This is a genomic window from Aeromonas allosaccharophila (assembly GCF_000819685.1).
GTDB lineage: Bacteria > Pseudomonadota > Gammaproteobacteria > Enterobacterales > Aeromonadaceae > Aeromonas > Aeromonas allosaccharophila.
Window position 1 is genome coordinate 1 of sequence record NZ_CDBR01000052.1, and the last position, 17,164, is coordinate 17,164.

13 protein-coding genes are annotated in these 17,164 nt (G+C 60.8%); 5 read left to right on the plus strand and 8 right to left on the minus strand.

From position 1 onward, the window contains the following. The 5 genes from BN1115_RS09815 to BN1115_RS09835 form a co-directional block, all read right to left on the minus strand. Positions 1 to 1,542: UvrD-helicase domain-containing protein (locus BN1115_RS09815; protein WP_042657010.1), on the minus strand; the 1,542-nt coding region annotated here is incomplete at its 3' end. Then, a complete protein-coding gene (gene recC, locus BN1115_RS09820; RefSeq protein WP_042657011.1) occupies positions 1,542 to 4,895 on the minus strand; it encodes an exodeoxyribonuclease V subunit gamma in 3,354 nt (1,117 codons plus the stop codon). The genes BN1115_RS09815 and recC, both read right to left, overlap by 1 nt. 257 nt (positions 4,896 to 5,152) lie before the next feature. Then, complete coding sequence (locus BN1115_RS09825) at positions 5,153 to 5,545, minus strand: DoxX family protein (protein ID WP_042657012.1); 393 nt, start codon at positions 5,543 to 5,545, stop codon at positions 5,153 to 5,155. A gap of 39 nt (positions 5,546 to 5,584) precedes the next feature. Further along, a complete protein-coding gene (locus BN1115_RS09830) occupies positions 5,585 to 6,271 on the minus strand; it encodes a pirin family protein (RefSeq protein ID WP_042657013.1) in 687 nt (228 codons plus the stop codon). Positions 6,272 to 6,301: 30 nt separating this feature from the next. Continuing rightward, positions 6,302 to 6,634 (minus strand): hypothetical protein, encoded by a 333-nt coding sequence (locus tag BN1115_RS09835; RefSeq protein ID WP_042657014.1) that lies wholly within the window; start codon positions 6,632 to 6,634, stop codon positions 6,302 to 6,304. 258 nt (positions 6,635 to 6,892) lie between these two features. Here BN1115_RS09835 and BN1115_RS09840 point away from each other — a divergent pair, with 258 nt between their 5' ends. Together BN1115_RS09840 and BN1115_RS09845 are read left to right on the plus strand one after the other, a co-directional pair. Further along, entirely contained in the window at positions 6,893 to 7,807 is a 915-nt protein-coding gene (locus tag BN1115_RS09840) for a LysR family transcriptional regulator (protein WP_042657015.1), read from the plus strand. A gap of 100 nt (positions 7,808 to 7,907) precedes the next feature. After that, positions 7,908 to 8,327 (plus strand): hypothetical protein, encoded by a 420-nt coding sequence (locus BN1115_RS09845; RefSeq protein ID WP_042657016.1) that lies wholly within the window; start codon positions 7,908 to 7,910, stop codon positions 8,325 to 8,327. Between the two features lie 94 nt (positions 8,328 to 8,421). On the opposite strand, the gene BN1115_RS09850 is transcribed toward BN1115_RS09845, so the two are convergent. Together BN1115_RS09850 and BN1115_RS09855 are read right to left on the minus strand one after the other, a co-directional pair. Then, positions 8,422 to 10,416, minus strand: coding sequence for a methyl-accepting chemotaxis protein (locus tag BN1115_RS09850; RefSeq protein WP_042657017.1), 1,995 nt, complete (start codon positions 10,414 to 10,416; stop codon positions 8,422 to 8,424). A gap of 205 nt (positions 10,417 to 10,621) precedes the next feature. Further along, complete coding sequence (locus tag BN1115_RS09855) at positions 10,622 to 10,972, minus strand: hypothetical protein (RefSeq protein ID WP_042657018.1); 351 nt, start codon at positions 10,970 to 10,972, stop codon at positions 10,622 to 10,624. A 199-nt stretch (positions 10,973 to 11,171) separates the two neighbouring features. Between BN1115_RS09855 and BN1115_RS09860 the strand changes: the two genes are divergently transcribed. The 3 genes from BN1115_RS09860 (at position 11,172) to BN1115_RS09870 (ending at position 14,818) form a co-directional block, all read left to right on the plus strand. After that, positions 11,172 to 11,894, plus strand: coding sequence for a response regulator (locus BN1115_RS09860; RefSeq protein ID WP_042657019.1), 723 nt, complete (start codon positions 11,172 to 11,174; stop codon positions 11,892 to 11,894). Between the two features lie 33 nt (positions 11,895 to 11,927). Beyond that, positions 11,928 to 13,289 (plus strand): ATP-binding protein, encoded by a 1,362-nt coding sequence (locus tag BN1115_RS09865; RefSeq protein ID WP_042657020.1) that lies wholly within the window; start codon positions 11,928 to 11,930, stop codon positions 13,287 to 13,289. A gap of 140 nt (positions 13,290 to 13,429) precedes the next feature. Further along, complete coding sequence (locus BN1115_RS09870; protein ID WP_042657021.1) at positions 13,430 to 14,818, plus strand: transporter substrate-binding domain-containing diguanylate cyclase; 1,389 nt, start codon at positions 13,430 to 13,432, stop codon at positions 14,816 to 14,818. 67 nt (positions 14,819 to 14,885) lie between these two features. Here BN1115_RS09870 and BN1115_RS09875 read toward each other — a convergent pair whose 3' ends face one another. Further along, on the minus strand, positions 14,886 to 16,838 hold the full coding sequence (locus BN1115_RS09875; protein ID WP_042657022.1) for a ligand-gated channel protein: 1,953 nt from the start codon (positions 16,836 to 16,838) through the stop codon (positions 14,886 to 14,888). Positions 16,839 to 17,164: the final 326 nt, after the last annotated feature.

The following is a 17,164-nucleotide window of genomic DNA, read 5'->3' on the forward strand; positions in this document are numbered from 1 at the left end:
CCCAGTACTCCACTGCTGGCCGCTCAGCTGCCAGCAGTGGAGTACTGGGGCGGTGGCACCATCGAGCAGCAGCGCCTTGCTCTTGCCCTGCGCCTCCACCGGCAGGAAGGGGATATCCGCCTCGTAGATAAAGGGATCCTTGGCCCGTTCGAACAGGCCGTTGACCGCCCCCACCAGCGCACTGCTGGAGCGCCAGTTGCGCCCTAGGGTGTAGTGGGCGCTCACATTTCGCCGCGCCTGAATGTAGGTAAAGATGTCGGCGCCGCGAAAGCCGTAGATGGCCTGCTTGGGGTCACCGATCATCAACAGCGCCGTGTCGCTATGGCCGCCGTAGAGGCGATGGAAGATGCGGTACTGCTGGGGATCGGTATCCTGAAATTCATCGATCATTGCCACCCGGTAGGTGGCGCGAATGCGCTCGCAGAGCCGCTCGCCAAGGCTGGAGCCAAGCGCCCCGTCGAGATCTTTGAGCAGGTCATCAAACGAGAGCTGATGGGCTTGGCGCTTGCTCGCCTGCATCCGGCTGCGCACAACCTTGGCCGCCCGTTGCAGGATCAGATCCCGAATACCGGGGCGGCTGGCCAGAAGCTCGTCTATCTGACTGAACAGCAGCAGGGTCGGCACGGCGCCCCCCTTCTTGAGGTTCTCCTCCAGCACCGTCTGGCCAAAGCGCTCCAGCTCCTTGGGGATGGCGTAGCCACTGCTCTCGTCCTGTGCCCAGTCGCTTATCTTGGCAAGCCACCCTTCGTAGTTATTGCCGGTGTAGCGGCTGATCTGGCCGTCGGTCTGGCGGCGGATCTCGTCCGTCTGCGCCAGCCATTCGCGCTTCACCGCCGCGATGCGATTCATGGCCGCCTGATGGCGAGCGGCGAGGGTCTCGTCCCCCAATGCGGGGTGGATCTCCAGCTCGCTGTTGTCGAGCCAGCTGCCCATCTCCCGCAGCAGGGCGGCGGGGCTCGGCCAGAGCGCACGCACGGCGCTGGCGAGGGGTTTATCCACCGGATAGAACTCGGCGCGCCAGTAGTCGCTCACCGCCTGCAGCCGAAGCTGGCTGTCGTCGGTGAGAAATTCGGTTTCAAAGAGGGCTCCCGACTCGAAAGCGTTCTGTTTCAGCATCCGCTGGCAGAAACCGTGGATGGTAAAGACCGCCGCCTCGTCCATCTGGCGCTCGGCGGCCAGCAGGCGGCGGGCCGCCAGCTCGTGATCCGCCACCTCGTCCAGCAGCTGGGCCAGCAGGGCATCATTGCTATGGCCGCGCATAAAGGCGAGGCGCGCCTCGTGAATGCGGCCGCGGATCCGCCCGCGCAGCTCGGCGGTGGCCGCTTCGGTAAAGGTCACCACCAGAATTTCGGTCACCGAGAGCGGCCGCTCGTGGGCGCTCGGCTGACCGGCATCTGCCCCCTCTTCAATGAGCGGGCCGTGGCCCAGCAGCAGACGCAGGTAGAGACCGGCGATGGTGTAGGTCTTGCCGGTACCGGCAGAGGCTTCGATCAGTCGTTCACCATGGAGGGGAAAACGCAATGTATTGAGCGGGTTAGCCATTATTTCAGCTCCTCCAGGGTCTTGAGCAGCGGGGTCAGGTGTTCGCGGGCCAGTGCCTGCAACTGCCCCAGCACCTCGTCATCGAGTTCGGGGAAGCAGCGGGCAACGTAAACGTCTTGCCCCTCCCCATTGATCATCCAGCCGCCGTTGAAACGGGTGAGTGCCGCCTTGTCGGCCGCCTCCGGTTTGTCCGGATCCTTCTCGATCGCCTTGAGCCAATCCCAGGCGGTGTTGGGGAAGAAGGGCAGCGGCCGCTTCATTCCCTGCGCCCAGCACGCCACCAGCGCCGCCAGCTTGGGGCGCGCCTCATCGGCAGCGAGCTTGGCTAACCGCAGACTCTGTTTGGCATCGAACAGCAGGGTGTCGCCGGGGGCGCCGCTCAATGAGAGGCAGAGGTGCTGGATCCAGCCCAGCAGCAGATCCTTGCCGTTGAAGCTGCCGGGTTTGACCACCAGCAAGCGCCCCTTCTGGGTGTCGATCCACCCTTGCAGCTGGCCCTGAGTGAGGGAGATATCGATCTCCACCGCCTGTTTTTCTGACTCATTGGCCGCAACCCATGGCCGCAGCCGATCCGCCAGCTTGCCCATCTCGGCATCCAGATCGTCCAGCAGCAGGCTGCCGAACCACCCTTGCGGCAGCAGGCCGGTGAGCTGCAACCGTTCGCGACGCTCGGTACTTTCACCTTCCGCCAGATGAGCATCGAGCAGCAGATCTTTCAGCTGGTAATGTTGCAGGCCATCCAGCTCGAACGGCTCGCTGTCCTCGATGTTGGCTTCGTTCAGCTCAAACCACACCTTGAGACGGCGGTTGAGGAAATATTTGGTGGGCTGGCGATAGAAGCGCAGCAGCTCCGCCAGCTCCAGCCCCTGCTCCTTGCCCCATTCGGGAGGTAAAGGCAGCTCGCCGCTCTGGAAGTTGGCCGCGCCACGCACCGGATTGAGGGCGGGCAACCAGTCGGCGGCATAGGTAAAGAGCCGCGATCCCGCCTCCGGGTAGAAGTAGTTGCGGCTGTAGGGGGTGAGCGGATGCGCCACCATCAGGTGGTTGAGCAGCCGCTTGCCGGAGGTTTCGTCGTCCCGCTCCTCATCCCCCGCCAGCACAAAGCCCTGCCGCACATAGTCGATCAGCTCCGCCAGCAGCACCGACGGCACCTTGTCGCTGTTGTCCTGCGCGCTGAAGCCCTGATAGCTGATATAGAGCCCCTGCTGAGCGCTGAGCAACGCCTCGAGGAAGAGGTAGCGGTCATCATCGCGACGGGAGCGATCCCCACGCCGCGACGCCACCGCCATCAGGTCGAACCCCATGGGGGCCAGGGTACGCGGGTAGACGCCGTCGTTCATACCGAGCAGGCAGACCTGCTTGAAGGGGATGGAGCGCATCGGCATCAGGGTGCAGAAGTTGACCTGACCGGCGAGAAAACGCTGGCTGGAGCGGGATTCCCCCAGCACGCTGCCGAGGTAGTCCTGCAACAGGTCGGCGGTGATGGGCTGCTCGAAACGGGCCTCGCCGAGCCGGGTCTGCCACTCGGCCAGTTGGCTGCGGATCAGCTGGAGCTGACGCTCTTCATCCTCGTCGGCCAGATAGAAGCGCTCCAGCAGCGCCAGCAGGCAGGCGTTCCACTCGGCCAGCGGCTGCGCCTGTTGCAAGCGGGGCAAAAATTCGGCCAGCGAGTCGACAAACCAGGCGAGCTTGCCGAGCGCCAAGCCCTGTTGACCCTCGATATCGGCGTAGGGCAGGATGCCCGCCACCGGCTCGCCGTCGCCCATGGCAAAGCCAAGCAGCATGCGGCGCAGGCCGAACAGCCAGCTGTTGCCGGACATGGGCGGCAGATCGAAACGGACGGGGTAGCCGTCGTCCAGCCCCCAGCGGATGCCGGTCTCCTGCACCCAGACCCGCAGCTGGTTGAACTCGTCGTCATCGAGCTCGAAACGACGCAGCACGGCGGGCACCTCGAGAATGGCGAGCAGCTCCCCCGCCCCCAAGCGGGCGTTGGGCAGCCTGAGCAGGGCGAGGAAGCTTTGCAGCAGCGGGCTCTCCTGACTCGCCGCCCGATCCGAGACCGCAAACGGGATCTGCCCCCTTGCGCCAAACACCGCCTGAATATAGGGGCCGTAGCTGTTCACATCCGGCATCATCACCACCACATCTTTCGGGGTGAGGGTCGGATCCTGCTCGAACAGCGCCAGCAGCCGGTCGTGCAGCACCTCGAGTTCGCGCATCGGGCCGTGGCAAGCGTGGATCTGCAAGGATCCATCCGCCGGATCGATCGGGCTTTTGTGGTGGCTGCTGTCGAGATCGAACTGACCGGCGCCTCGCTCGGCCAGCTCCAGCACATCCTTCTGGATGGCGCGCAGCAGGCTGACATTGCCTTTGCCATCCACCTCGTCGATATCGACGAAAGCCTCGATTTGCGGCACCTCCAGCTCCATCAGCTGATGCAGGTAGTCGCGCCCCAGCTTGCCCATGGAGGCGAGCAGCGGGTTGGCGGGGCCCTGCAGGGTCTCGATATCGGTGCCGGGTTTGAGCTTGTTCTCCAACCGAGCCAGGGTCTTGCGATCCAGCAGATCCCCCCAGTAGTAGCGGCAGGGGTTGGTGACAAACAGGTGCACCTCCACCTCAGGCCGGCTGCCGAGGGCCAGCAGCGCCTCCACATAGCGCGGCGGCAGCGCCGAGATGCCGAACACAAAGACCCGCTGCGGCAGCTTGCCGGGCAGATCGGCGGTGCGCGCCAGCTCGTGGATAAACTCCTCGTAGAGGTTGGCGCGATGGTAGCCGCTCGGAGAGAGCGCCAGAGTGCGGGCCACCAGCTCGCGCCACAGCTCGGGCTGCCAATCCTGACCGCTCACCCCGGCCAGCTCCTGACTCAATCCGTCCCCCTCTTCCCAACGGGCGATCCAGTCCGGCCGATAGACCAGATACTGGTCAAACAGATCCGCTACCTTCTGGCAGAGCTGCCACAACCGCACCTGCTCGGGATCCTTGGCGGGATCCTCCTCATCTCCACCACCCAGATAGGCGGCGAGCGGGGCAAAGGCGGGCCGCTCCAGCAAGGCGGGCAGAATGGTCATCAGCTGCCAGCTCATGGAGCCCTTGTTGTAGGGGCTCTGGCGCGGTACATCCGCCAGCACCCGGGTGAACATCTCCCAGATAAAGCTGGCGGGCAGCGGAAAGTCGATATTGGCGGCGATGCCGAAGGCTTTGGCCAGCTCCAGCTTGAGCCACTGGGCCATGCCCGGACTCTGCACCAGGATCTGCTCCCGATCGAAGGGGTGAGAGAGAGGGTCCTGCCGGATGCGGCTCACCAGCAGCTCTTTGAGCAGATCCAGCTGATTGGAGTGGTAGAGGGTAAACATGAGCAATTCCCGCCTGTGGATGAGAGGGGGCGAGGGAAAAGGCGAGCCATTTCCGTCACTTCACAAGAGTGGGAATTGTCGGGGATCGGGGGGGAAGATGCAAAAGGCTCTTGCGGCCAGCGGCAGGCAAGAGCCGGAATCATGAAGGGCGCCGCAGATTTGGCGCGCCGCCTCACCGACCCGGAAAACGCAGACAGAAAAAAGCCGGTGCAGTTGCACCGGCCAAAAGGCATTGGAAAACTTGACGCTTCAGGGCATTACCAGTTTTTACCGAGGCGGGCATCCACACTGAAGGCACCCGCACCAGCCGCCGCCAGGGCCAGGAAACCACCGGCCACTGAGACGTTCTTCATAAACATCAGCATCTGCATCTGTTCGGCAGGCTGATAGTGGAAAATAAAGGCGGCCATCAGGGTGAAACCGGCCATCAGCACGGAGAGGCTGCGGGTAAAGAGACCGAGCACGATGGCAAGGCCACCACCCAGCTCCAGCAGGATCACCAGCGGCAGGATGAAACCGGGCACGCCCATCGCTTCCATATAACCCTGAGTACCGGCGTAGCCACCGATCTTGCTCCAGCCCGCCATCACGAACATCAGCGCCAGCAGTACACGACCCGCCAGCAGTGCCAAATCTTTCATCTTGTCCATTTCATATTCCTCGTTTGTGTCACATCACCGCTGACTGCTTCAGGGTAGGTCAAATAACAGGGCTTGAGTGGCACTGGTTGCGACCAACTCCCACCGGTATTCATCACGACTGAGTACCCCGTCGCCGGGTCGGGCAGCCAGACCGTTGGCGGTCAGCTCCCCTGAAATCATCTGCAGGTAACCGTGTCGGCCAGCCAGTGCCCATGCGAGCGTCTCGCCCGGGGCCAGTTCCAGCCGCCATACGCGGGCCTGCTGGCGGATCCTGAACGACCCCGCCTCGCCATCCGGTGACGCCACCAGCGTCATGCCCGGTCTGGACTCGATCTTCTTCTGCTGATACCCGGGTGGCGTGCCGAACTCGTTCGGCTCGATCCAGATCTGCAACAGGGAGAGAGGATCCGTCTGCGAGGGGTTGTACTCGCTGTGGCGGATCCCGCTGCCTGCGCTCATCAGCTGGAAATCCCCTGCCGGGATCTGCTCGGCATGGCCGAGGCTGTCCTTGTGCTCAATGGTGCCTTGCAGCACGCAAGTGAGGATCTCCATATTGGCGTGAGGGTGGGTGGCGAATCCGCCACCCGGCGCAACCAGATCCTGATTGATCACCCGCAGCACCGAGTGTCCCATCCACTCCGGGTCATAGTAGTGACCGAAGGAGAAACTGTGGCGCGCGTCCAGCCAGCCAAAGTTGGCCTTGCCCCGCGCTTCTGCGGCTCTCAATTGCATCATGGTCTGCTCCTCATCTATCCGGGGTTCGACTTAGCGGGGGTTGCCACCACCGATGCCGAACGGAATACGGTATTCGCTGCTCTGGCCAGCCAGGCTGACGGTCACTGTGCCTTGAGTGCGCAGCGGCAAGCGAATTTGTTGTGTGCCAGTCAGGTCGGCATGCGCGGAGGTGATCAGGTCACCGCCTTCATCGCGCACTTCCAGCATCGGATTGGCTTTGCCATCCATTGCGGCGGTGGCATTCCAGTTCACAAACAGCACGCCGGGCATGGCGTTGAAGTCAGCCGGTACGGAAGCGTTGGCGAAACCTGTGGTCATCAGGCCTGCAACGGCCAGCATCTTGATTACGTTTTTCATGTTCATTCAGTCTCTTGTTTTATATGTCATTGCCAAGGCCGTTTCGGCCAGAATCAATGCATCCATGCAAGAGGTTATTCAAATAGTGTGTTGTTCTTTCACCGACATCAGACAGACCGATTGGGTGTGTCACAGTGCGGAACTTCCCGCATATTTGGCCGCTCGACGTTCCTGCCTAAGCGTTGATTGAATATTAAAGACACTTGGCCTAACTTGTTAGCGAGATAAACTGGCAAACATGTTCAAAAAAATTGAAGGTATGAAATGGCCAAGGAATCGAACAAGGAACGGGCGCTGACCCTGGAGGCAATCCGGGTGCTGGACGCCATCGACCGCCGTGGCAGCTTCGCGGCGGCGGCCGACGAGCTGGGCAAGGTGCCCTCGGCATTGAGCTATACGGTGCAGAAGCTGGAAGACGAGCTGGATGCCATGCTGTTTGACCGCAGCGGCCACCGCACCAAGTTCACTCCGGCGGGCCGCATGTTGCTGGAACGCGGCCGGGTGCTGCTGGAGGCGGCCGAACATCTGGTGGGCGAGACCCGGGCGCTGGCCCGTGGCTGGGAGACCGACATCACCATCGCCGTCGATGCGCTGGTCCCGGTGCAGGCCCTCTACCCCTTGGTGGAGAAGCTGGCCGAGCAGACCGATACCCGACTGCGGCTGCGAGCCGAGGTGCTGGCGGGCAGCTGGGAGTGTCTGGAAGATGGCCGCGCCGACCTGCTTATCTCCTCGATCAACCCCGATATCATGATGACCGGCATCAAGCATCAGGTGCTTAAAGAAGAGGTAATGCTCTACGTCGCCCATCCCGATCATCCGTTGCATCAGGAGCCGGAGCCGCTGGCAGACGAAACCCTGCGTCGCTACCGCGCCATCGCGGTAGCAGATTCAGCCCTGCGCAAGCCGGTGCTCACCTATCGCCTGCTGGACAAGCAACCGCGCCTCACCGTCAGCACCATGGCGGAGAAACGCGACGCCCTGCTGGCGGGGATCGGCGTCGGCACCATGCCGCAAAGCTGGATTGAAGAGGATATCCGGGTCGGACGGCTCAAGGTGATCAGCCCCGAATATCGTCATCAGTTGCAGGTGGTGCTGGCCTGGCGGCGGGACACCATGGGCAAGGCCAAGAGCTGGCTGGTGCGGGAGATCCCAAAACTGTTTGCGGTCGGTGAAAAATGAGATCCAGTTAACAGAACACTCAATTATCTGCCTCACTTGACACCCGAGGCTTTTATTGGTTCCATAGCCGCCTCATTTGAACCAATGGAATCTGTAGAAAATGAAAAAGACTTTGCTGGTAGCCCTCACCACCCTGCCCCTGTTTGCCAATGCTGGCCTGATGGACTCGCTGACCGACAGCGTCACCAGCAGCGTAAAAGATGCGGCCAATACCGCCGTATCTGGCGCCGTGGACAGCGCATCCAACGAAGCCATCAAGCAGGCACTGGATATCAAGGAAGGCGGCTCCAACAAGCAGGCTATCAAAGAGAAGCTGGGCGCACCGGCCTCCACCAAGACCGAATCCGGCCTGGAAGTGTGGACCTATGATCTGGATGCCCTGAACAAGGCCTCTCCGCTGCTGGCAGAAACCACCAAGACCCTGCTGAAAGATACCGACGCCGCCAAGAAGAACGTCGTTATCAAGTTCGAAGGCGAAACCGTCAAGAAAGTAGACCTGACCGACAAGGCTCAGGGCTAAGTTCGCTCGTCCGGTGGACAAGGGTGACAAGCCCGCACCGGCACAGATAGCAAGAGGGGGAGCATCATGCTCCCCCTCTTTCATTATCGGTTTGTTACACCTTGAAGCGATGCACCAACGCCACCAGTTGGCGATTGGACTCCAGCAGGGTGGCCGAACTCTGTTCGGTATTCTGCCCGTTATCCACCAGCAGATTGACCATGTCACGGATAGTGACCATGTTGCGGTTGATCTCTTCGGTCACCCGGCTCTGCTCCTCTGCCGCAGTCGCAATCTGGGTACCCAGATCGTTGATTTGCACCACAGCATCCGCCATCTTGTCGAGCCCGCCGGTCACCTGCTCGGTATTCTCGGTCGCCGCCTGACAGCTCTGCTTGGTGTGCTCCATGGCCACCACGGCTTCGGCCACCCCCTGCGTCAACCGGGAAAGCATGCTCCCCACCTCGGCGGTGCTGTTCTGGGTTCTCGCCGCAAGCGCTCGCACCTCATCGGCCACCACGGCAAAACCACGCCCCTGCTCACCAGCCCGCGCCGCCTCGATGGCCGCGTTGAGTGCCAACAGGTTAGTCTGGGCGGCAATATCGCCGATCACGCTGAGCACACTGCTGATCTTGCGGGCATCTTCCTGCATCCCCAATACCTTGGTCGCGGCAAGATCGACTTCATCGATCAGCGCAGCCACACTGGCAGAGGCCTGACCCACCACCTTGCGGGACTGAATCGCCTGACCATTGGCAGACTCGGTAAAGCTGGCGGAATCGCTCGCGTGGTGCGCCACGCTGTCGGCCGTGGAGCTGAGCTCGGTCAAGGCTGTCACTATCTGATCGGTCTCGGCGGCATGCTCACCGAGAATGCGTCTGGCCTGCCCCGTCTGCTGGTCCAGCTGAGCCAATTCACGGGTAATCAGCTCTGTGGTCTCGGTCACCTGCAACATCATCTGCTGCAGATAGGCGATAAAGCGGTTTACCGATTGGGCGATATGGTCCAGCTCATCGTGCCCCTTGACCCGGATCCGGGCTGTCAGGTCAGCATCCCCGGCCGAGAGCGCATCGATGTTCTGCTTGAGGGTGTCGAGTCGACTGCTCAGCTGCTTGATGGCCATCAACATCAGCGCAAACAGCAGCACCACCAGCGGTAGCTGGATTGCTGCCAGCGTCTTTAGCACCTCCTGACTGTCGTGGGTCAGGGTGCTGGTCGGCAGCGCCGCCGCCAACAGCCAGGGGGTTCCTTCGATGGGTTGCATCAGCAATGTCTGCTCTTCACCCAGCTCCTGAAAAGTGGTGCGCTGCAACGCGGCGCCATTACCCGACCCCAGCAGGCTGGCGATGGCGCTGGCAAAGGGATAGTCCCCGTGAGATGAGAGGTTGCCCAGCACCACATCCCCGCTCAAACGACCATTCTTGCTGAGGATCTTGCCGTCGGCCTCGACGATCATCACCTGACCACCGATCTCCTGCTCTTTTTTGGCGACCAGATCATTGAAGAAACCCAGCGTCACATCGATGGTCGACACTCCGTAGAGGGAACCGTCACGATAGATCCCCATGGCGCAGTTGGTTCGCGGCTGTTGGCTGGCACCATCCTTGTACGCCGCCGCCCAGACACACATGCCTTTCGCAGCCTGCTGCCCGGCTCTGTGCCAGGGCTGCTCGAAATAGTTGGGCGCCTCGGCCGAGTTCCAGTAGGTATTGGGGATCAGCTTGTTGGCACCATCCCGATGAAAGAAGGTACTGAACTTGATGCGACCGGCTTCCCGCTGATCCGGCATCGGCCAGATGCCGCCACCAAACACCATGGCATTGCCATATTGATCGATCAGAGCTGGGAGAACGGCATCGATTTGTTCGCTCGGCAGCTGGGAAACCAGCTGGGTGATACTGCGTGACTGGCTCTGGACCCCGTTGAGCTGATCGCGAATGTCGGTCGCAATCTCGCTGACTCGCAGCACCAGATTCTGCTCACCCGCCCGCTGCAGCTCGGGTTTGACCCATAACTGGATACCGATAACGGTCAGCACACAGACCGCCACCATGAATCCCAGAAAAACGGCGGTATATCGCCCCTTGATTGTTCCCAGATCCCAACCCATACCCTCTCCTGTTGACGGCCACTGCTAACTGCAGCTTGTTATAAGAACGGGCATTATCTTGCAATTCGCTCACGGCGCGTTTGCCATCGCTCACATAAGCGACAGCAAGATAACGATTCGAGCAAAAATGGATCGATGGGATCACAAAAAGGGTGGCCTCGGCCACCCTTCGGTTTGTCACTGTCATGTGCAGCAGCTGGCGCTGTTACTGGTTCGCTTCGGCGAACTGCTTCATCGCTTCGGCGTGCTTGGTCATGCCGGCGGCACGCTCGTTGAGGTTCTTGATGAACTCAGCCTTCTTGGCCGGATCTTCAATGCGGTCATAACGTTGCTGCAGGTTGGCCTGGATCTGCTCCGGGGTCATGTTCTGCAGACGGGCCATCTTGTCGTGGCGGCCACCGTGGTGTTTGCCACCCATCATGCCACCGCCATCCATCGGGCAGTCCACCATGGCACCGGGCTGGCCGGTGGGGGCAGCTTCACTGGCGGCATAGGCGCCCAGCGGCAGGCCAAGGATCAGGGTGGCGGTCAGCAGGGTTTTGGTCAGCTTTTTCATGGTCTATCTCCTGTAGGGATGATTCTGGTTCGGCACTCTTGCCTTGCCCTCAAGTAAACACCCGTCCAGTGTCTGAACTTTGCCAGCATCGCCCTTTTTTGTAGCAGAGTGTGGCATCGTGCGGATCTGGCACACTTTGACACAAACCGCCGGGCGGATTTTCGTATACTCGTGCCAACGCCAAGCAGGGGAGGTATTCATGAATCAGGGCAACACCCACATTCTGGTGGTCGACGACCACAGCGAGATCCGCGATCTCTTGAAGCGCTTTCTGGAACAGCACGGCCTGCGAGTCAGCTGCGCCCGGGATGGCAAGGAGATGAAGCGACTGCTGGAGGAGCGGGAGTTCGACCTGCTGGTACTGGATCTGATGATGCCGGGTGAAGATGGCCTGACCCTCTGCCGCGAGCTGCGGGTCAAATCGAACCTGCCCATCATCATGCTGACCGCCATGGGGGAAGAGACCGACCGCATCATCGGGCTGGAGATGGGGGCCGACGACTATCTGGCCAAGCCTTTCAATCCGCGCGAGCTGCTGGCGCGCATCAAGGCGGTGATGCGCCGCACCCAGGCCGAGACCCCGCCCGCCGCCGAGACCCTGACCCGGGATCTGCGCTTCGATCGCTGGCTACTCGACGTCAATCGTCGGGAGCTGGTCGATGAGGATGGGGTGGGCCTCAGCCTCTCCACCGCCGAGTTCGATCTGCTCAAGGTGTTTCTGGAACGCCCGCAACGGGTGCTGAGCCGGGATCAACTGCTGGATCTGGCCCGTGGCCGCGAGGCGGTGGCCTTCGATCGCGCCATCGATACTCTGGTGAGCCGCCTGCGCCGCAAGCTGGAGCGGGATCCCAAAAATCCGGAGCTGATCAAGACCATCTGGGGTGGCGGCTATATGTTCTCCGCCGACGTGACGCAGGTTTAAGCAGTGGGTACCTTGCGACGACTGTGGGCACAGATGTGGCCCAAGGGGCTGACCGGCCAAATCATTCTAGTGGCGCTGGCGGGGCTGATCCTGATCCAGCTGCTCAGTATCCAGATTTACCGCTCGGATCGGGAAGAAGCGCTCGGCTTCGTCAACAGCCGCAACGCCATGCAGCGGATCATCTCGGTAGTCAGGCTGCTATCCCTCTCCCCCCCGTCCCTCTATGACGAGATCCTCAAGGCCAGCCGCAGCGAGACCCTGCTGCTGCGCCTCTCAGACGAGCCACTGCAACCGGACAACCGCAGCCCCCGCTTCGAGCAACTGGTGCGCTCGCGCCTCAACTACCCCCCCGGCCTCACCGTCAAGATCAGCGCCGAGCTGAAGGAGGATACCCAGCGCAGCAAGGCGTGGGAACATCACGCCCGCATGATGCGGGATCGCAAGGGGCCGCCCCCGCCACGGGATATGCGGCTCTACGGCTCCATCGAACTGCCGCAGGGGGGCTGGCTGCAGTTCAGCTCGCTGGTCGACAAGGAAGCAGGCAGCTGGTCGTGGCAGACCACCCTCAACCTGATGCTGGTCGCCAGTCTGGTGATCGGGCTGATGGTGCTGCTGTTTCGCCGTGCCACCCGCCCGCTCAAGCAGCTGGCAGGCAATGCGGAGCGGCTCGGACGGGGCGAGGATATCGAGCCCTTGAAAGAGGAAGGTCCGACCGAGATCCGCGAATCGATTCAGGCCTTCAACCGGATGCACACCCGGCTCGACCGCTTCGTGCAGGACAGAACCCGGATGCTGGCGGCCATCTCCCACGATCTGCGCACCCCCATCACCAGCCTGCGGCTGCGCACCGAGTTTCTGGCCGATGGCGAGGACAAGGAGCGGATCCAGCAAACCCTGCAACAGATGGAACAGATGCTGGCGGTGACCCTCAGCTTTGCTCGCGAGGAGGGGCAGCAGGAGGCTACCCGCGAGCTGGATCTGGCCAGCCTGCTGGTCAGCCTGTGCGATGACTACGCCGATACCGGCCAGCCGGTCACTTGTCTGGCGGAGGGCAAAGAGGTCTACGCCTGCCGGGCCAACACGCTGCGCCGGGTGCTGCAGAACCTGATCGGCAACGCTATCAAATATGCAGGCAGCGCCGAAGTGTCGCTGGAGCGGCGCAAGGAGGCGCTGTTGATCCGGGTCTGCGACAACGGGCCGGGGATCGATCCGGCGCGGCTCGAGGATGTGTTCAAACCCTTCGTGCGGCTCGATGAAGCGCGCAACACCGAGTCGGGCAGCGTGGGGCTGGGGCTCTCCATCGCTCGCACTCTGGTCCATCAACACGGCGGCGAGCTGACCCTGCTCAATCGACCACAAGGGGGACTGGAGGCGCGGATCAGCCTGCCGCTGTAAGTCGTCACTCTATCCGCCAGCCTTGTCATGGCGCCTTTTGCATCATGCAAACTTCATCATGTGAACGCTTGTTCTTCGATAAGAAAGGCGGTGATAATCGGTGACCACGGGACGGTATACGGCAACGGATTGGAGCAAGGATGGCCTGTTCCAGGACAGGAGTCATAGTCAGTATCGGATGGGGGCTCCTGCTGCTCGCTCTTGCCCTGCCTGCCTGGGCCAAAGCCCCGGAAGAGCCGATCATCATTACCAACTCCAAAGCCTGGCAGCCCTTCTCCTATATCAATGAGTCGGGCCAGCCGGATGGCTTGCTGATCGATTTGTGGCGTGAATATGCCCGGGTGACCGGCCAGAAGATCGAGTTCAGGCTGGTCGACTGGCAGGGCTCCCTCGACCTGCTCCATGAGGGGAAAGCGGACGTTCACGCCGGACTGCTCTGGTCACCGGAGCGGGACAAGCTGTTCGACTATGGTCAGCCCCTCGCCCAGCTCGACTCCCAGCTCTTCTTCTCGAGCGAACTGCGCGGCACCGATGTCCACTACTACCTGCTTCATGAAACGGTCGGGGTGGTGGCCGGTGGCTACGAGGAGTATTACGCCAGACGCTACTTCCCCGGCACCAGACTGCAGACCTTCGACGACAATGACACCCTGCTGGCGGCGGCCTTTCGGGGCGACATAAAAGCCTTTATCGCCGATCTGCAGGTCGCCAACTTCTACATCTATACCTCGGAAGATCCCACCCGCTTTATTCCGGTTCGCCACCTCTATACCGACCAGATCCGCTTTGCGGTGAAAAAGGGCGACCTTGCCCTGTTAAACCGACTGGAAGAGGGATTCGCCAAGATCAAAGAGAGCGATCGGGAGCGGATCATCCGCAAGTGGATGCATGTCGAGACCGTCTACCCCATCCACCTCGGTCCCTGGCTGCTACTGGCCGGGGTGTTGATCATGGTGGCCTACATAGTGCAACTGCGCCGGGCCGTCGCCAGCCGCACCGCCGAGCTGAGTCGCGCCAACGCCAGACTGGAGAAGCAGGCCGGTACCGACCCCCTGACCGGCCTGCTCAACCGACGGGCATTCATGCCCGCCATGGAGCAACGGCTGGCAAGCGGGGAACCCTCTGCCCTGTTGCTGTTCGATGTGGATCACTTCAAGGAGACCAATGACCGCTTTGGTCATGGCATCGGGGATCTGTTGCTGGAAAAGCTGGCCACTACTGTGACTAACCTGTTGCCCGAAGGCGCTCTGCTAGCCCGCATCGGCGGCGAGGAGTTTTGCTTGCTGCTGCCGCTGGCCACGCTGGCAGAGACAGAGCAGTGGGCCGAGCGCATTTGCCTGGAGAGCAACCGGCAAACCCTGTACACCAGCGGCGGGGAGGTGACCCTCTCCATCAGCACCGGGGCCGTCTGGGTAGACGCAAAGAGAGAGGCTGATGCCGACCAGCTACTGCGGCAGGCTGACGCCCTCATGTATCAGGCCAAGGGACTGGGGCGCAATACCTGGCAAGCCGCCCCCTATCAGGCATAGCCCCCTGACGGATGCGCAATAAAAACGGCCGCCATCCGAAGAGGGCGGCCGCATGACAGGCTCCCTATCAGAAGTTGTAGGTCACACCCAGGTTGTAGCGGCGGCCGTCCAGCACAGTGCCATAGCTGCTGTAATCCACCGTCTTGTCGAACAGGTTGTAGACGCCGGCGGTCAGATCCAGATGCTTGTTGGCCTTGTAGACAAGGCCCATGTCAAAGAAGGTGTAGGACGGGGTTCCCTCCGCCATCTTCACCCGACTCAGGTACTCGGAAGTCTCGCCACGGAAGTTGACACGTGACCAGAGGCTGAGATCCTCGGTAGTTTGCCAGTCTACGCTGCCGTTGAACATGTGTCGGGGCATCTGGTTGAGGGCATGACCTGCCAGCGGGCCACTCTTCTGCTCGGACTGGGTAAAGGTGTAGCTGGAGCTGACCGACCAATCCTCGTTGATGGCCCAATCCATCATCCCCTCGACCCCGCGCATGTTCGCCTTGTCGACGTTAACCCGGTCACTGATGAAGTCATAGCTGTGACCATTGAGCGTACAGGCAGGCTGCTGCTTGTCAGTACAGCGACGCACTTCGGAGATCTTGTTCTTGAAGTCGGTGTTGAACAGGGTTACCCCGGCGTTGAAGCCCTGATGACCGTTCCACAGCAGGACGATCTCTTCACTCACGCTGGTCTCGGGTTTGAGATCCGGGTTGCCAACCAGCATGCCATCCAGGCTGCCACCACCGGTGACCTGACCCCAGTTGGCCGCAGACATCCGCAAGTCAGGGGAGCGATAACCGGTCGAGACGCCCCCTTTCAGGGTCCAGCTCTGATCCAGATGCCAGACGCCATAGAGGCGTGGGCTCCAGTGAGTGCCGTAGTTCTGATCCCGATCCATGCGGGCGCCACCGGTCAGGGCAAAGCTGTCGGTGAGTGACCACTCATCCTCGACAAACATCGCCCAGCTCCAGCGGGTCAGCTGTTCGGCGGGGTTGGCCACTTTCAGGGTATTGCCCTGATCGTGCAGATCTTCATAGCGATACTGACCACCGACACTCAGGTAGTGATCCCCCAGAATAAATTGGGTGTGGGTATCGGCGATGGTGTTGGTGAGCTCCATCTTGCGGCCGGGGTTAATGTTGGTCTCCTGCTGCAGATAGCTGCTGGACGAGCCGAAATCATACTGACCATCATGGGTCAGCGCATAGTTGGTGCGCTCGTAGCGGTTAAGACTATCTTTCGCCTTGGCATCCAGCGAATTGCCGGCCGTGCGATCCCGATCCTGCAGACTGCGACTCGCTTCCAGATCGAAGCGGTTATGGTCGTCAGGCTTGAAGCTGAGCACGGCAGTGCCACTGCGAGTCTCCTGCTCGGCAAAGCCCTGGGTAAATTTGTCTTCGCCACGATGGGCGAGCTGGCCATTGAAACGCAGCCCCAATACGCCATCGATCAATGAACCTGCGGTATAGGCATCGGTCTGGAAGCTGTTGCCGGCATCCTTGTTCTCCTGGAAAATAGAATCAGCATGAACCGACCCCTGCCAGGCCAGACCGGTGGTCTTGCGGGTAATCACGTTAATCACACCACCCATGGCATCGGAACCATAACGGGATGACATGGGGCCGCGCACGACCTCAATCCGCTCGATCGCCTGCAATGGTGGCAACCAGCCTTGCTCGATACCCGGACCGTCGCTATTGGGACGAGTGCCACGGCTATCCACCTTCTTGCCATCAACCAGCATCAGAGTGTATTTCGAACCCATACCACGAATGCTGATATCACTGCTGCTGCCACCGCCAGTCACCACGACACCGGGGACATCCTTCAGGGCATCGGTCACATCGCGATATGCGCGCTTCTCCAGCTGCTCACGGGTAATCACGGAGATGGAGGCTGCAGAGTCTTCAATCTTCTGCTGGAAGCCGGAAGCGGTAACGACCATCACCTCTTGTTCGGCAGCATGGGCTTGGGTCGCAAGAAGGGAGCAGATCAGCAAGGCAAGCTTGCTCGGTTTCACTATTGTCATGTTTTGGCCTGAACGTTTTTAGTAGGAGAGTGGCGTATTCCCTTACTTCACTCGTTACAACACCCTAGCATCCGGCCAGGAGCAGCATTAGCAAAGGCTCATTTGAAAAGCACTTTATTAATCGGTTCGCATTGTAACGACCTCGTCCAGTTCATTCAAACAACAATCATTATCATTTGATTGATATAGCCTTCCAGCCAAAGAACAGGCCGCTATACCTGATAGAGATCAGTATTAAATTAACAAATAGATAAATATCATATAGTTACAAAAACTGGGATTTATGGCAGAACCGGTGAAAATCGTGGAGGAAAAACAGGGAAAAC